Annotated in this window: 14 protein-coding genes and 1 pseudogene; 14 read left to right on the top strand and 1 reads right to left on the bottom strand. The window is 38.1% G+C overall.

Features of this window, described 5'->3' with window-relative positions:
* Positions 1 to 13: 13 nt before the first annotated feature.
* The 7 genes from VR862_RS13660 (at position 14) to VR862_RS13690 (ending at position 6405) form a co-directional block, all read left to right on the top strand.
* Entirely contained in the window at positions 14 to 1192 is a 1179-nt protein-coding gene (locus VR862_RS13660) for a tyrosine-type recombinase/integrase (RefSeq protein WP_324721557.1), read from the top strand.
* An 82-nt stretch (positions 1193 to 1274) separates the two neighbouring features.
* A complete protein-coding gene (locus tag VR862_RS13665; RefSeq protein WP_324721558.1) occupies positions 1275 to 1673 on the top strand; it encodes a lipocalin-like domain-containing protein in 399 nt (132 codons plus the stop codon).
* Positions 1674 to 1823: 150 nt separating this feature from the next.
* Positions 1824 to 2213: a hypothetical protein gene (locus tag VR862_RS13670; RefSeq protein ID WP_324721560.1), complete on the top strand. Its 390-nt coding sequence runs from the start codon at positions 1824 to 1826 to the stop codon at positions 2211 to 2213.
* 1008 nt (positions 2214 to 3221) lie between these two features.
* Positions 3222 to 3761 carry a hypothetical protein gene (locus VR862_RS13675; protein ID WP_324721561.1) on the top strand — a complete coding sequence of 180 codons (540 nt, stop codon included), beginning with the start codon at positions 3222 to 3224 and terminating at the stop codon, positions 3759 to 3761.
* A gap of 514 nt (positions 3762 to 4275) precedes the next feature.
* Positions 4276 to 4779, top strand: a complete 504-nt coding sequence (locus VR862_RS13680; protein WP_324721562.1) for a hypothetical protein — start codon at positions 4276 to 4278, stop codon at positions 4777 to 4779.
* A gap of 591 nt (positions 4780 to 5370) precedes the next feature.
* Positions 5371 to 5823: a hypothetical protein gene (locus VR862_RS13685; protein WP_324721563.1), complete on the top strand. Its 453-nt coding sequence runs from the start codon at positions 5371 to 5373 to the stop codon at positions 5821 to 5823.
* A 150-nt stretch (positions 5824 to 5973) separates the two neighbouring features.
* Complete coding sequence (locus tag VR862_RS13690) at positions 5974 to 6405, top strand: hypothetical protein (protein WP_324721565.1); 432 nt, start codon at positions 5974 to 5976, stop codon at positions 6403 to 6405.
* A gap of 40 nt (positions 6406 to 6445) precedes the next feature.
* On the opposite strand, the pseudogene VR862_RS13695 reads toward VR862_RS13690, so the two are convergent.
* Positions 6446 to 7411 (bottom strand): annotated as a pseudogene (locus tag VR862_RS13695) (IS110 family RNA-guided transposase).
* 407 nt (positions 7412 to 7818) lie between these two features.
* On the opposite strand from VR862_RS13695, the gene VR862_RS13700 reads away from it, so the two are divergent.
* From VR862_RS13700 to VR862_RS13730, 7 genes are all read left to right on the top strand, one after another.
* A complete protein-coding gene (locus tag VR862_RS13700; protein ID WP_324721566.1) occupies positions 7819 to 8064 on the top strand; it encodes an AbrB/MazE/SpoVT family DNA-binding domain-containing protein in 246 nt (81 codons plus the stop codon).
* A complete protein-coding gene (locus VR862_RS13705) occupies positions 8055 to 8378 on the top strand; it encodes a type II toxin-antitoxin system PemK/MazF family toxin (RefSeq protein ID WP_324721567.1) in 324 nt (107 codons plus the stop codon). Before VR862_RS13700 ends, VR862_RS13705 begins: the two co-directional genes overlap by 10 nt.
* A 218-nt stretch (positions 8379 to 8596) precedes the next feature.
* Positions 8597 to 8929, top strand: a complete 333-nt coding sequence (locus VR862_RS13710; protein WP_324721568.1) for a type II toxin-antitoxin system RelE/ParE family toxin — start codon at positions 8597 to 8599, stop codon at positions 8927 to 8929.
* A gap of 12 nt (positions 8930 to 8941) precedes the next feature.
* Positions 8942 to 9232 (top strand): helix-turn-helix transcriptional regulator, encoded by a 291-nt coding sequence (locus tag VR862_RS13715; RefSeq protein WP_324721573.1) that lies wholly within the window; start codon positions 8942 to 8944, stop codon positions 9230 to 9232.
* A 368-nt stretch (positions 9233 to 9600) separates the two neighbouring features.
* Entirely contained in the window at positions 9601 to 10293 is a 693-nt protein-coding gene (locus tag VR862_RS13720; RefSeq protein ID WP_324721569.1) for an SDR family NAD(P)-dependent oxidoreductase, read from the top strand.
* 149 nt (positions 10294 to 10442) lie between these two features.
* On the top strand, positions 10443 to 12287 hold the full coding sequence (locus VR862_RS13725) for a PLP-dependent aminotransferase family protein (protein WP_324721570.1): 1845 nt from the start codon (positions 10443 to 10445) through the stop codon (positions 12285 to 12287).
* 65 nt (positions 12288 to 12352) lie between these two features.
* A complete protein-coding gene (locus VR862_RS13730; protein WP_324721571.1) occupies positions 12353 to 13213 on the top strand; it encodes an aminotransferase class IV in 861 nt (286 codons plus the stop codon).
* Positions 13214 to 13457: the final 244 nt, after the last annotated feature.

Genomic DNA, 13457 nt, shown 5'->3' on the forward strand with positions numbered 1-13457 from the left:
AAAAATCAGCATTATGAAAAAGGTTGAGCTGGCTCCTCTTCACCTTAACGGGGAGTGGCAAATTGCAATCAAGTTTAAATTTGATTCAGAAATTGAGAAGTTGCTTCAAACGCTTAAACCGGTAAAATGGTCTAATTCTCATGATTGTTTTTATGCAGCTCTTTGCAGTGAGAACAAACATTTGCTTTACCATAAACTACGAGCATCAAATTTCTTTGTTGATTATAAGGCGATGCAGGAATTTTCCCTTCAAAAAAGGAAGGGGGAACCATCACCCGCTGTATTTAGCAGAAATCAAAAAAGAATACTTCATGAATATGTAGCTTATCTGCGAGGGCAGCGCTTAAGCGACAGCAGTGTTAGGACCTACTATAATTTCATACTTAAGCTGGTAGATTATGTAGGTGAAAGACCTCTGGATTCCCTGGGACACAGGGACATCGAATTATTTGTTGAACAGAGAATTGCCGGCGGGAATTATGCTCTGAGTACGCACAGGCAGTGCATTAGTGCAATCAAGCACTTTTTGGAACTATTTGGTTGTGAGAAAATAGATGCAACCAGCATTAAACGTCCTAAAAGAAGCCATTATCTACCGTCGGTTCTCTCAAAGGAAGAAGTCATTTCTCTATTACAGGCTACAAAAAATTTAAAGCACCGTGCAATTCTTGCGATGATCTACTCGGGGGGATTAAGGATCTCTGAATTATTAGAGTTAAAGCTATACCACATCGATATTTTGCGACGACAAATCGTCATTAAGAATTCCAAAGGTCGTAAAGACCGTATTGTAGTTTTAGCCGAAAGTATGTTGCCGTTGCTTAAAAATTATCTCTCTACATATTCCCCACACACATATTTTGCCGAAGGGCAGACTGGTGGGCAATATAGCGCCCAGAGCATAAGAGCTTTTCTCCAGGAATCCTGTCGGCGTTCGGGTATTAAAAAGAAAGTCACCCCGCATACGTTGAGACATTCCTACGCCACTCACATGCTGGAAAATGGGATAGACATAAGATACATCCAGGAGCTACTTGGCCATTCCCGACCGGAAACTACAATGATCTACACTCATGTTTCGAGGAAGGACATCATGAAGATTGAGAGTCCTTTGGATGTAACGGTAAAGGAGATGTTGCAAGCAGATAAAAACAACGAAAACCTATTGTTATCCCGTAACTTTGAGGGATAAATAACTATATTAGTTTTCATATAACGAGTTGTAAGCAATTTGACGAAATCTATTAAACCTTTATTTAAATTAATTGAACATTATGAAAAAAATAGTATTTCTGTTTAGTATTATCGGACTTCTCTCTTCTTGCAATAATAATGATGATTTAAGGTCTAATACGGATTTGGTTGGTGAATGGAAATTAATAGAAGTTTTAGCCGACCCAGGCGATGGGAGTGGAACCTTTTCAGCGGTAGAAAGCAATAAGATTATAAGGTTTCATCCAGATGGAACAATTACCTCTAACGGTTCAATATGTAGTATGTCCATAGAAGCAAACAATCCGACTTCTGGCACTTACTCTATAACTAATTCTACATTTAATTCACCTGATTGTGATAACTCTGACTATGACTACCAGTTCGAACATAAAGGTAATATCCTAATTATTAATTACCCTTGTATTGAACCTTGTAAAGTGAAATACAGAAAAAAATAAAACTGCTTACAACACTGTATAAAAAAAATGCTCAAACCTGTCTCAATTCGTAAATCCGTGCTCGCTTGCAACGCCTGATTGTCCTACGGACAATCAAGCTCGCCAGCTCGCACTATTTTTTATACGGGACGTTGTAAAACATTTGAGAAAATGAAAATTCAATATAAAAAACGACAACTGAATTTTAATTTAATATTTGGGATAATTTGGCTAACCTTTTTCCTACTCCAACTTTTGTTTGATGATGAGCTTAATTGGATTGATTACGGCTGGATCTTTATATCATTAGCTTATTTTGGAATTTATTTCTATCAAAAGAAATATAAGTATGTAATAATAAACAACGGATTTTTGACTGTGAATGGTCCATTTGGGAAGACAATAAATCTGACTGATATAAAACGGATAAAAAAGTTTGCGGGAGATTACATCTTAAAAACCGACAATGAGGAACTGACTATTAGTACTCAATATATAGGTTCAAAATCGCTTGCCGAATTAAATATGGAATTAGAAAAACTGCAGGTAGAATGGAATTAAAAACGTTTTACAACACTGTATAAAAAAAATGCTCAAGTCTATCTCAATTCGAAAGTCCGTGCTCGCTTGCAACGCCTGATTGTCCTGCGGACAATCAAGCTCGCCAGCTCGCACTATTTTTTATACGGGACGTTGTGAGCCATTTATAGCGGATCGCAATAAGCAAATTTTAATTTATTTGCTGCTGTCGGTGTCGAAAGGATGAAAAAAAAGCTACGGATTAGAATCCTCACTCAACTGGAAGTGGCGCTTTTTTTTAGGTAAATTTGGAAGTTATAGTTTGTGAATAAGCGGATTTACGGTCAGAGTTGATCACGAAAAAACCTGTCAAAATTGGCATTTTTAAGACCCTTTGTGACGGATCATTTAAATGAAAAAACGGACTCACAACAACACATAAAAACAATGCTGAAATCAGTCTCGAATCGAAACTTACTGCTCGCTTGCAACGCCTGATTGTCCTGCGGACAATCAAGCTCGCCAGCTCGCACTGTTTTTATATGAGAACGTTGCCAAAAATGCTGCTGACCAACGAAACGCGGGAAAAATGAAAACTGACTCAAATAAGACGGACTTCTAAAATGCCATTTTTGGAAGGAAAGAAAAATTGAGTTTTAAAAGAAGAATTGCGACGGATCACTCACTCAGGCGGAGAAAAAAAAGAAGCAGTAAAAACATCATTTTTGAGAGGTAAGAAAAATTGAGTTTCAAAAGAAAGTGCAGCGGACTTTCTCACTCAATCGGAGAAATAAAATCGGACGTAAAAATGCCCTTTTTGAGAGGTAAGAAAAAATAAACTTTAAAAGCAAAACGCAGCGGATTGAAAAGCGAAGCCGCTCACTCGAGCGGGCAGCACTATTTGGCAACAATATATAAAAACAATGCTTAAACCTGTCTTGAATCGAAAGTCCGTGCTCACTTGCAACGCCTGATTGTCCTGCGGACAATCACGCTCGCCAGCTCGCACTGTTTTTATACGAGACGTTGGCAAACATATAAAACAACAAAGTGAATAAAATTCCTGGAATAAAAATTCTAATTGCACTGCCAGTCATTTTCTTGGTGTTCCTATTTGTATTGGGGCGTCCTTGGGATAATCAACCGTGGGATGAAATTTACCTCGAAAAATATAAAAACCAGAAAATGGGAATAATTAGTAAAAGGGAACTCTGGAAAGGGTGCGGATTATCTTTAGAATTTTACGATCGTAATAGAAAACTTCTCTCTTTTAAAAAAGATACTTCAACTTTCTCCATAGGCAACGACTGTAAAATTATTGAGCAAATCCATCTTAAGGACTACTTCCATAAAATACCCGAATCGAACAAATGTTTCATCATAAGACAAGACAGTGTTATGATTTTTAATTGTGAAACCAATCTCGAAGAAAAATTAAAAAAATCGATTGATGATATTGATAAATGGGAAATAAATGAGCCCTTTGAATGGAAAGAATTGCCCTTTTCACCCGTAGAGAAATATCTTGATAATGAACAGTATCAGAAATTCAGAAAAGGGAGAAAAAATACGTTTGCCAACAATATATAAAAACAATGCTTAAACCTGTCTCGATTCGAAACTCCGTGCTCGCTTGCAGCGCCTGATTGTCCTGCGGACAATCAAGCTTGCCAGCAAGCACTGTTTTTATACGGGACGTTGTGAACAATGGCTCTTGACTCACTCACACCGGATATAAGATTAAATTTTCCGACACTTCACGTGGAAACAAAAACGGACACTCACTCAGCCGGAGTAAAAAATTAAAACAAAACGCACCACTCTGCTGTTTTTAATTTTTCTCACTCTTGCGGATCCTCAAACTTTCCAGCAGGACCGTTTACTAGAAAAGAAAAGTTACAATTGGATAATTAAAGAAAACGGCAAACCTCTAGTGCTCACTCAGCTGTGTCGCCACTGATTCACAACAACGGTTATCAAAAATGGCTTTTTTGAGTGATAATTTCCTACATTTATTTCCATAAAAAATCCGTTGCGCCGGAAAACTGATGGCTTCCTTACACGCCACTTTTGTTAACCGGAGACGTTGTGCAACATTTGAAAAATGCGAATCTCATTAAGAATATTTGGAATTATTTTAATTTGTTTTTGGTCTTGTAAAAATCCAAATGATAAGACTGAATCAATAACTGACCAAAAAGTTGCGATATTACTGAACTCCGAACAAAATAAATGGTTGGAAGAAAATTACGGTTTAAAAAAATGGACGCCAACGGGTAAGGATTTGAATATAGTTCAAGAAGTTTTAGACAAAGCAATTCATAACAAAGAGTTTGATTTTTTAAAAAAACCGACGAAACAAAGTGTTGAAAAATACTACAGACAATATATCCCATACATTAATGAAAATGGAGAAAGAATTATTGAAATAAATGCGTTTTGTGAGATTTTAGAAAACCCACCGGAAAACCGAATTAACGAATGGACAAAATTGGACTGGAGAACAGAATATGTAATTGTTGATGATGGTGGAGATTGCTATTGGCAGATTACAATTAATCTCGATACAAAAAAATATAATAACTTAATGGTAAATGGTGAAGCTTAAAAAACGTTGCACAACAACGGTTATCAAAAATGGCTTTATTGAGAAGAAATTATTTACATTTATTTCCATAAGAATAACCCGTTACGCCGGAAAGTGAATTCTTCCCTACACGCCACTTTCGTTAACCGGGAAGGTTAAAGTGCAATTGATCTTACCGGGCCTTGCTCGGCATGAATCCCAAGAGCGGAACCAAACGGCTGGATTGGATGGGTCAGATGCTTTAGTTCAAGGATCCCGATTTCGAAGCGTAAAAATTTATTTTTTAAAACGTGTAGAAATCGGGATCCTTGAACAAGTTAGTGGAAAAAAAGGATAAAAATTCTGGGGAAAATCCATCCTTTTTGGTCCTGCAGTTGTTGCTTCGGACCCCAAATGGGACTATCCCATAATCTATGATATAGGTAATCCCCTTTTGGTTTCAAGCAGCATAAATTAGGATCGGTAATCTAAACTGCATCTAACTGCAGCTATAGGCAATGCCTGGAGGAAGTAAAGGACAAGAGGATGGTTATAGTTTAAATCAATAGATTAACTTAATCAGGAAATAATACAAACCAGGCACTGCCCATAGCACGCTTAGTTGCCACAAATATGAAAAACACTAAAATCTACATTGCGCTTTTAGCCTCAAGTTTATTGTTTTCTTGCATTGATGTTGAGGAGAAACCTTCCGAACAACAGCTTGCGGATTTCCAAATCGAGAAGGTTGAAAAGATTATAGTATCGGATAAGAGTAGTGGAAGTGAAAATGGTATAAAAGAAGGGAATGAATTAATGGAGATTACGCAATTTTTAAAGGATAGCACAAACTATTTTCCATCCGATCAGGTTAAATCGAGCGGACAAAGATCAACACATCGGATTGACCTAATCAGAACGGCGGATACTCTTACTCTTTTTCTTTATCCGACATCGGAACCCAAGAAGATTGAAGTTGGATATTTTGATCCAGAGGAATTAAAAATTCCAGATAGTTATAAAGAATACAAAAGATTTTATATCCACCGTGGTATTTTAGATTTACTAAATTCTATGCCGGAGTAAAATACTTGTGGCAACAACGGTTAACAAAAATGAGAGATAATTTCCTACATTTATTTCCATTAGAAAAACGCGTTACGCCGGAATATGAAGTCTTCCCTACACGCCACTTTCGTTAACCGGGACGTTACAGGCAATTTTAAACGAAACTAAATGAAAATAGTTCAAGTTCTTTTCTTAGTATGGTTGCCCTCTATAGGTTTTGCCCAAGATACTATTAGATATAATGGCATTATTGCAGACAAGTTATTGTATGAATCCATAGAATTATACCCTGACAAGACCTTTAAATGGACCAGCGAATACGACCTTTCTTTTTCTTCTTATGGAAAATATCATATTGATGATAACCGACTTCAACTAAATCATTATATCGATTGGACAAAACCAGAAACAATGACTCTTGCCGACTCCATTGCAACAATAGACAAGCCGATCAAATCAGAAATTTTCATAATGAATGGAGAAAAAATGTATCGGACGGATGACCGAGGGAAAAAGATAAAGAGAATTAGGGATCGATCCTTAAAAACACCCTGGAGTTGGTTATTCGGACATAAATACGTTTTATTAAAAGAAGATTAAAACTGCCTGTAACAAAGAACTGAGTTAAAAAACAAGTTCTCTACGCTAATTTCGAAACAAAATTTTCCTCATAAGGCAATCCTGATTTAGCGATAGCAAATGCCTGTTTCAGTAGCTTGTTACATACAGCGATAAGAGCCAACTTTTTACTTTTACCTTTTGCTATAATGCGTTCATAGATCTCCTTACAGGCTTTGTTGTGTTTGCAGGCCGAAAAACTGCACATAAATAAGAGATTCCTAAGCTTTGCATTTCCCATCTTGGTTATCCGGCTACGGCCTCTCACACTGGTCCCGGACTCTCGTAACGTTGGTGTAATCCCTGTATAGCTACAGAGTTGCCTGGCATTTTCAAAATTGGAAAATCCATCGGTCAGGACAACTAGCATAATGGCTGTTTTACTGCCCATTCCTGGAATACTTTTTAGAAGGGTCAATTGTTTTTATTGTTCTTCTTTGACGATCTCCATCAGGCGGTCCTCCAGGATCTTGATTTCTTTCTGTACAGCTTTTAAAGAGCGATTCAAAGAATGATATACTGTTTTAGATGGTTTCCCCAGGGTTTTCTCTCCGTGCAGCTTATTTTTTAAGGCAGTGCTTTGCTTTAAATAGATATCGATAAGACGCATGAGCTGTAAACATTCCGGCTGGTTCTTGTCTCTTGCAGTATACAAGGGAACCTCATTTACAGTGGCATACTCACAGATAGCTTTAGCATCAGATTTATCTGTTTTCACCTTAGATAATTTCATCTGTATAAACCTCTTAACTGACAATGGATTTACTACAGAGACCTTTACCCTTTGCTCATACAGGAACTGAGCCAACCGGTAATGATAATATCCTGTGGCTTCCATTACCACTAAAGCATCGGCAGGAAGAGCTTTTTGAAAGGCTTTAAATCCCTTAGCATCATTCTTAAACTGAAAGTGAGTTCCTTTAGAGTCTACAACATCGAAAACATTTTTACTAATGTCTACTCCATAAATTTGGTTACATTTATTCATAGATAATTGATTAGGAAAGGACACCTACTTTGCTTTCAACAACTTAAAAACGAGATCAACGTCTCACAGAACTGAACGAAATTGAAGTAGAAAAGAGAGGGGATTTTCAATGTTGACGGAATCTCCAGGTTCCCACATATAACATAACCTTACTCCTCTCTTTTGTTCTTTCTGGTTAATGGATAAAAGTTAGGAAATCGAACTTAAGACATATAAAAACAATGCTTAATTTAGTCTCGAGTCAAAAGTCCGTGCTCGCTTGCAGCGCCTGATTGTCCTGCGGACAATCGAGCTCGCCCGCTCGCACTGTTTTTATACGAGACGTTGGCATTAATACTTCAACAGAGAAAATTTAATTTTGAATTCTGATTTAAAGTAATAACTTTGTATTTACAAAAATAAAAGTTATGGAAACTTCAATTATAAAAATTGGAAATTCAAAAGGGCTTCGTTTGAGTAAAACGATTCTTGAAAAATATCATATTAAAGATAAAGTTGAACTGATTTTAGAAAAAGGTCAAATTATACTCCGACCAATTGATTCACCAAGAAAAAACTGGGAAGAGAAATTTAGGAAAATGGCCAAAAATGAAGATGATCAACTTCTAATGAATGATGTGTTTGATGATGAAAACTTCGATGAATGGATTTAAATCAATACGACATAGTTCTAGTTAATTTGGATCCGACAGTGGGAAGTGAAATCAAGAAAACCAGACCTTGTGTAATCATTTCACCAAATGAAATGAATAAATACTTAAGAACAATTATTGTTGCTCCCATGACAACAAATACAAAAAAATATCCAACACGAGTTTCGGTAAAAACAAATGGTAAAAAAGGAATGATTGCAATTGACCAGATTCGAACAATTGATAAACAAAGAATTATAAAAATCTTTGAATCGTTATCCAATTCCGAAATTAAGAAATGTAAAGAGGTGCTTAAAGAAACATTTGTGGATTAAGTACTAATGCCAACACTATATAAAAACAATGCGGAAGCCTGTGTCGAATCGAAAATTTGGGTGTACTTGCTGCGTCTAATTTTCCTGCGGAAAATCATCGCCGGCAATCGCCGCACTGTTTTTTTCCGAGACGTTGTAGCGCATATAACAAATCCATTTCCCTTACCAATATTCAGATCCACTTGAAAAATTGTAACTTTTAAGTTGCCTTTGTGCTGATGGACAAAATCAGAAAAGTAATAGCTTACAAAAATTACTTCCAAGATTTCCTGACCAAGCAACCAAGAAAAGTTCAGGATAAAATCTTTAAAGTAATTGAAGCAATTGAAACCTTTGAGCGGATTCCGTCCCATTATTTAAAAGCTTTAAAAGGAACAAAAGGTTTATATGAAGCAAGAATAAAACTGGGTTCTGATATTTGGAGAGTTTTTTGCTTTTTCGACAAAGGTAAATTGGTGATTTTATTAAATGGATTTACCAATAAAACTCAGAAAACTCCAAAAAAGGAAATAGACAAAGCTTTGGAATTAATGGAGTCGTACTACGCATAAAAAGAAAAAATGATGGAAACAAAAGACTGGAAAACGATAAAAGACGAAGTTTACGGAAAGAAAGGGACTTCAAGAAGAGATGAGCTTGACAGAGATTTTGAATCCTTTAAAATGGGACTTCTACTAAGAAAAGCCCGGGAAGAGAAGAACCTCACTCAAGATCAGTTGGCCGAATTAATTGATAAAAAAAGGACTTACATCTCACGGGTAGAAAATAACGGTAGTAACTTAACCTTAAAAACCCTTTTTGACATTGTAGAAAAAGGTCTTGGTGGGAAAGTAAAGATTTCAATTGAAACGTAGTAAAGAATACGCGCTACAACAGCGTATAAACGCCATTGAAAAATAACGGCGTTTATACGCGAACGTTCCCAACAAGCCGATAACCACTCTTATTGAATGTGTCTTCTCAATATCTATTTGATGTTACTAGCCTCAAAATCTGTATTCCTTATCAGCTGCTACAGATCAGTTTCACGCCTATGATAGTATTATCAATGCACTAGTCCGGGTGATCATTAAACGACACTTACCCGAATTAAAAAGGAAATTTAGAATTTTTCCGACTAAAAAGACCAATTGCCTAACAAAAAATGAAGCGATTACAGTAAACTAATCGAAAATCTCTTTTTTCAGTACCTTTAGTAATTCACACCGCTCAAAATTGTTTTATGAGAAATTACGTCGTCATAGGAGGTTCATCCGGAATTGGAAAGGAATTAGTAAAAATCTTAACCCTAAAAGGGAAAGTTTTTGCCACCTATTACCAGAATGAGGTCAAAGAAACATCAGAAAATATTGAGTATCAGCAATACGATGTATTGAAGGATACTTTCGATCTGAGTATACTTCCTGAAGAGATACATGGCTTCGTCTATTGCCCCGGGAGCATTAATTTAAAACCCTTTCATCGATTTAAAGAAGAAGATTTTACTAATGATTATAATTTTCAGGTAGTGGGGGCGATAAAGTTGATACAGCAACTGCTACCTAGACTTAAGCAAAGTGGCGATTCATCGATTGTATTATTCTCGACAGTGGCAGTTCAAACTGGCTTTAATTTTCATTCGCAGGTTTCAGCCTCAAAAGGAGCTATCGAGGGCTTGACCAGATCATTGGCTGCTGAATTTTCCCCGAAAATAAGGGTGAATGCCATTGCGCCTTCCTTGACCAATACTTCATTAGCAGGAAAATTACTCAATACTCCCGAAAAGGTTGAGGCTCAGGCTAAGCTCAATCCAATGAAAAGGGTTGGTGAGGCAAAGGATATTGCAGCAACTGCAGCTTTCCTGCTATCCTCCAAATCTTCCTGGATCACAGGGCAGATCCTGCATGTTGATGGCGGATTTTCGACGATAAAATAATCCCCGAACTAATTTCTCCTTTTTTAAAAAGACCTCATTTATCATCTAACTTCCTGTGCCATGGCGAAAATGAGATGAGAATGTAGGCCTGCCTTTTTGTTATGATTCTTATTCAGTTTATCTTGCCGGTCTGGAAAAAATCTAAGGTAATGAAAGAGAGTAAAGTGCTGAATTTTATAAAAGATGTTTTGGAAAATATGCCAAAGGACTGGCTGAAATTAACCACTCATCGACTGGATATTTACAATGAAGAGCTGGCGAAAACTGAATTTTTGGAACAGTTCGAGCTGTTATACAAAGAAAACCAACCTAGCCCATCAAACCTGGCGGCTCTTCCAACTGCATATGATTACATCAGGCTGGGGCATCCTCTGTCAACAGTACTGGAATGGGCAATTGCCGGTTTAAACGACCTGAGTCCCGAAAGTGTCATCAGTTTTTCTTCGCGCACAGTTCCCATACTTGCAGTGCTGAGAAAGAACCTGTTCGACAATAAAAATACCCGAATTATCTACAAAGGAGAATTACCCGCTGCCTTTGATGCTGAAGTAGTAAGGAGGGTTTACGGCTATAATTTCGAAGTAAAAGAAATTCAGGGAGATGCCGAGATTTCAGAATTTGATGGCAGTACCGTCTTAATATCTGAAGAGCAGGACTTTGGTAAAACTAATTTGTACTCCAATATAGATTTCCTGATTAGTACGCATCCTCAGCTGGGCAGTATTTTACTGGTCAATGGAGAGGCTAATAAAAACTATATCGAAGAAATTCAGCATGTGCGCAGGAGAGAGACCATAGCGATGACTCCGGCGAATTGTTTTTCAGCTTTAAGATTGCTTACCGGTCGTATTTCCGAAGTGGAATCTAAGAAAAATAAAGACGTAAATAAAGCTAGTGTTATTAGTTCGATCCAGAAGATAACCGCTGCAGAAAGTCCGGCGTTGCTTGCCTCTTCCGGTCTTTCCATGCAATATGCGATCATAATGGGACTTGTTGACGAGGCTTTTGAAAAACATAAGGGTAAGAAGATCAAGATCATTGTGCCGCCAAACTGCTATGGAGGTACAAATGACCAGGCCAGGAGAGTAGCTGCCTGCGTAGATAATGTGGAGATCATGGACCTGCTGGTGGACCGGGATAACGATATGGTACAGAGCATCGATCAGGTCCTGGACAGGGTGGCAAAGGAAGATGCGGTGCCTTACATCATTGCTGAAATCCCGACCAATCCAAGAGTTGAAGTGCCAGATCTTGAAAAGTTGAGAGCTGTGCTGAGTGCAAAGCGTAAGACTGAAGAGGGAAAAGATGCAATTGATCCTGTGTTTATTTTGGATCAAACCTTTTGTCCCAATGTTCAAGTCCTGAGCGAGGACGGGATTCTCTCCTCCGTCAGGACCATTTCCTATGTTAGCGGATCCAAATTTCCGAGTGGCGGAAAGTGTACAGCCGGCTACTGTGTCGCCAATAAAAAAGCTGCTGATTTGATGCCGAAAATTAAAAAGCATCTCCAGCTCTGTGACAATGAGGCCACAGATCTTCAGGTGAAGATTTTGGCAGAACAATTGCCATCCATGAATCAGAGGATCGCCGAAGCTTATAAGAATACCCGGGAATTCGTGAATTTCATCAGGGAAATTTTACCCGAAGCAAAGATCAATTTTGTTTCTGAAGAATTGGCTCAGCAGGGTTTCACACCTTCAGTATTCTCACTGGATCTGCCTACCAAAGGCAACACATTTGAAGAAAAGGAGGCTTACAAAAGAAAGCTGAATCAAAAATTGATCGACATGATGATAGCTCAGATCCCTAACGAGAGTAAGTACTGCGTAAGTTACGGGCAGTTGAAGGGTTGTTACTGGACTATTCCTGCAACCTCCACCCAGGGAACGACCAAAGAAAGCGATAAGGATTATATCGCGAGGGTATCTGTCTCTCCAGACTTGGATCTTGAAAGACATAAGAAGGTGTTTGCAGAATTTGTTGAGCAGATTTAATCCTGAAAGAACCTTACATCTTAGAAAATCCTTCCGTAAATTCGGAAGGATTTTTTTTAATACTTATGAAGAACAAAGGATCGTATCCTTCCGAAGTATACTTAAACGGTGAATGGATGCCGCCACAGGAAGCTACAGTTTCAGTATTTGATCGTGGTTTTATGTTTGGTGACGGGATCTATGAGGTGACGCCGTTCTACCGTGGGAAACCATTTCACCTGCAAGAGCACTTGGAGAGGCTGAGGTATTGTTTAGCTCAGATAAAAATTCCCTTCGATATTACCATTTTAGAGCCTCTTATGTTTGAAGCGCTTTCACGTGCCGGACTTACCGAAAAGGATGCTGCTGTTTATATACAAATCTCGCGAGGTACCGCACCCCGCACTCATTATTTCCCTGATGATATAAAGCCGACATTCTTAATGTATGCTTTTCCTGTACAGCTGGAAAATTTTCAGCAAAAGCGGTGGAAGGTTTTAGTTTCTGAAGATTTTAGGTGGCAGCGATGTGACATTAAATCAACTGCACTCCTGGCCAACACCATGTCTAACGAAGAAGCTATTACAGGAGGTTATGATGAAAACCTGCTCGTGCGGGAAGGATGTTTTACTGAAGGTTCTCATTCTACTGCTTTTTTTGTTGTTGATGGAATGATCTACACCCGTCCCGAAGGTCCCTTAATTCTCTCGGGTATTACCCGAAAGGTAGTGCTGGAGATTTGTCGGGATCTGGGAATTTCCTATGAAGAAGTAGCTTTTCCGGTTGTAAGGGTCTCTGAAGTTGATGAGATCTTTCTCACGGGCACTACAACCCAGATCACCACAGTTGGATCCTTGCATTATGAAGGAGAGGAAATCTTCAGGTCCCAAAAAGGGGAAATAACGGCAAGGCTTCAGGAGGAATTCGAGCGGAGGACCAGGAAGTAGTAAATCCTTTGCTTCTTCGAATTTTGTCCGAGTAGAGGCTAGATCTCTAAGATTCCCGACGTGTAGTTTTGAAATAACGCCTGGTTTTGCCAGGTGTGACCGTCAAAAAACAAACCTCTCACATCTGTATTATAATCCCTCCCTTATTTAATATCCTTCCAAAAATTTCATTTTGAGCACCTTATCTACGGGGGATTCTAAAATGTCAAAAAAAGCTTAATTTATTTTTTCAGAAAACTTGCGG

It is taken from the genome of Salinimicrobium aquimaris (genome assembly GCF_035607535.1).
Taxonomy (GTDB): Bacteria; Bacteroidota; Bacteroidia; order Flavobacteriales; family Flavobacteriaceae; genus Salinimicrobium.

What these genes read in the sequence shown, in the direction of transcription:
- VR862_RS13660 (WP_324721557.1), top strand. Translation starts at nt 14, where the DNA reads ATGAAAAAGGTTGAGCTGGCTCCTCTTCACCTTAACGGGGAGTGGCAA.
- VR862_RS13665 (WP_324721558.1), top strand. Translation starts at nt 1,275, where the DNA reads ATGAAAAAAATAGTATTTCTGTTTAGTATTATCGGACTTCTCTCTTCT.
- VR862_RS13670 (WP_324721560.1), top strand. Translation starts at nt 1,824, where the DNA reads ATGAAAATTCAATATAAAAAACGACAACTGAATTTTAATTTAATATTT.
- VR862_RS13680 (WP_324721562.1), top strand. Translation starts at nt 4,276, where the DNA reads ATGCGAATCTCATTAAGAATATTTGGAATTATTTTAATTTGTTTTTGG.
- VR862_RS13685 (WP_324721563.1), top strand. Translation starts at nt 5,371, where the DNA reads ATGAAAAACACTAAAATCTACATTGCGCTTTTAGCCTCAAGTTTATTG.
- VR862_RS13690 (WP_324721565.1), top strand. Translation starts at nt 5,974, where the DNA reads ATGAAAATAGTTCAAGTTCTTTTCTTAGTATGGTTGCCCTCTATAGGT.
- VR862_RS13700 (WP_324721566.1), top strand. Translation starts at nt 7,819, where the DNA reads ATGGAAACTTCAATTATAAAAATTGGAAATTCAAAAGGGCTTCGTTTG.
- VR862_RS13705 (WP_324721567.1), top strand. Translation starts at nt 8,055, where the DNA reads ATGGATTTAAATCAATACGACATAGTTCTAGTTAATTTGGATCCGACA.
- VR862_RS13710 (WP_324721568.1), top strand. Translation starts at nt 8,597, where the DNA reads ATGGACAAAATCAGAAAAGTAATAGCTTACAAAAATTACTTCCAAGAT.
- VR862_RS13715 (WP_324721573.1), top strand. Translation starts at nt 8,942, where the DNA reads ATGGAAACAAAAGACTGGAAAACGATAAAAGACGAAGTTTACGGAAAG.
- VR862_RS13720 (WP_324721569.1), top strand. Translation starts at nt 9,601, where the DNA reads ATGAGAAATTACGTCGTCATAGGAGGTTCATCCGGAATTGGAAAGGAA.
- VR862_RS13725 (WP_324721570.1), top strand. Translation starts at nt 10,443, where the DNA reads ATGAAAGAGAGTAAAGTGCTGAATTTTATAAAAGATGTTTTGGAAAAT.
- VR862_RS13730 (WP_324721571.1), top strand. Translation starts at nt 12,353, where the DNA reads ATGAAGAACAAAGGATCGTATCCTTCCGAAGTATACTTAAACGGTGAA.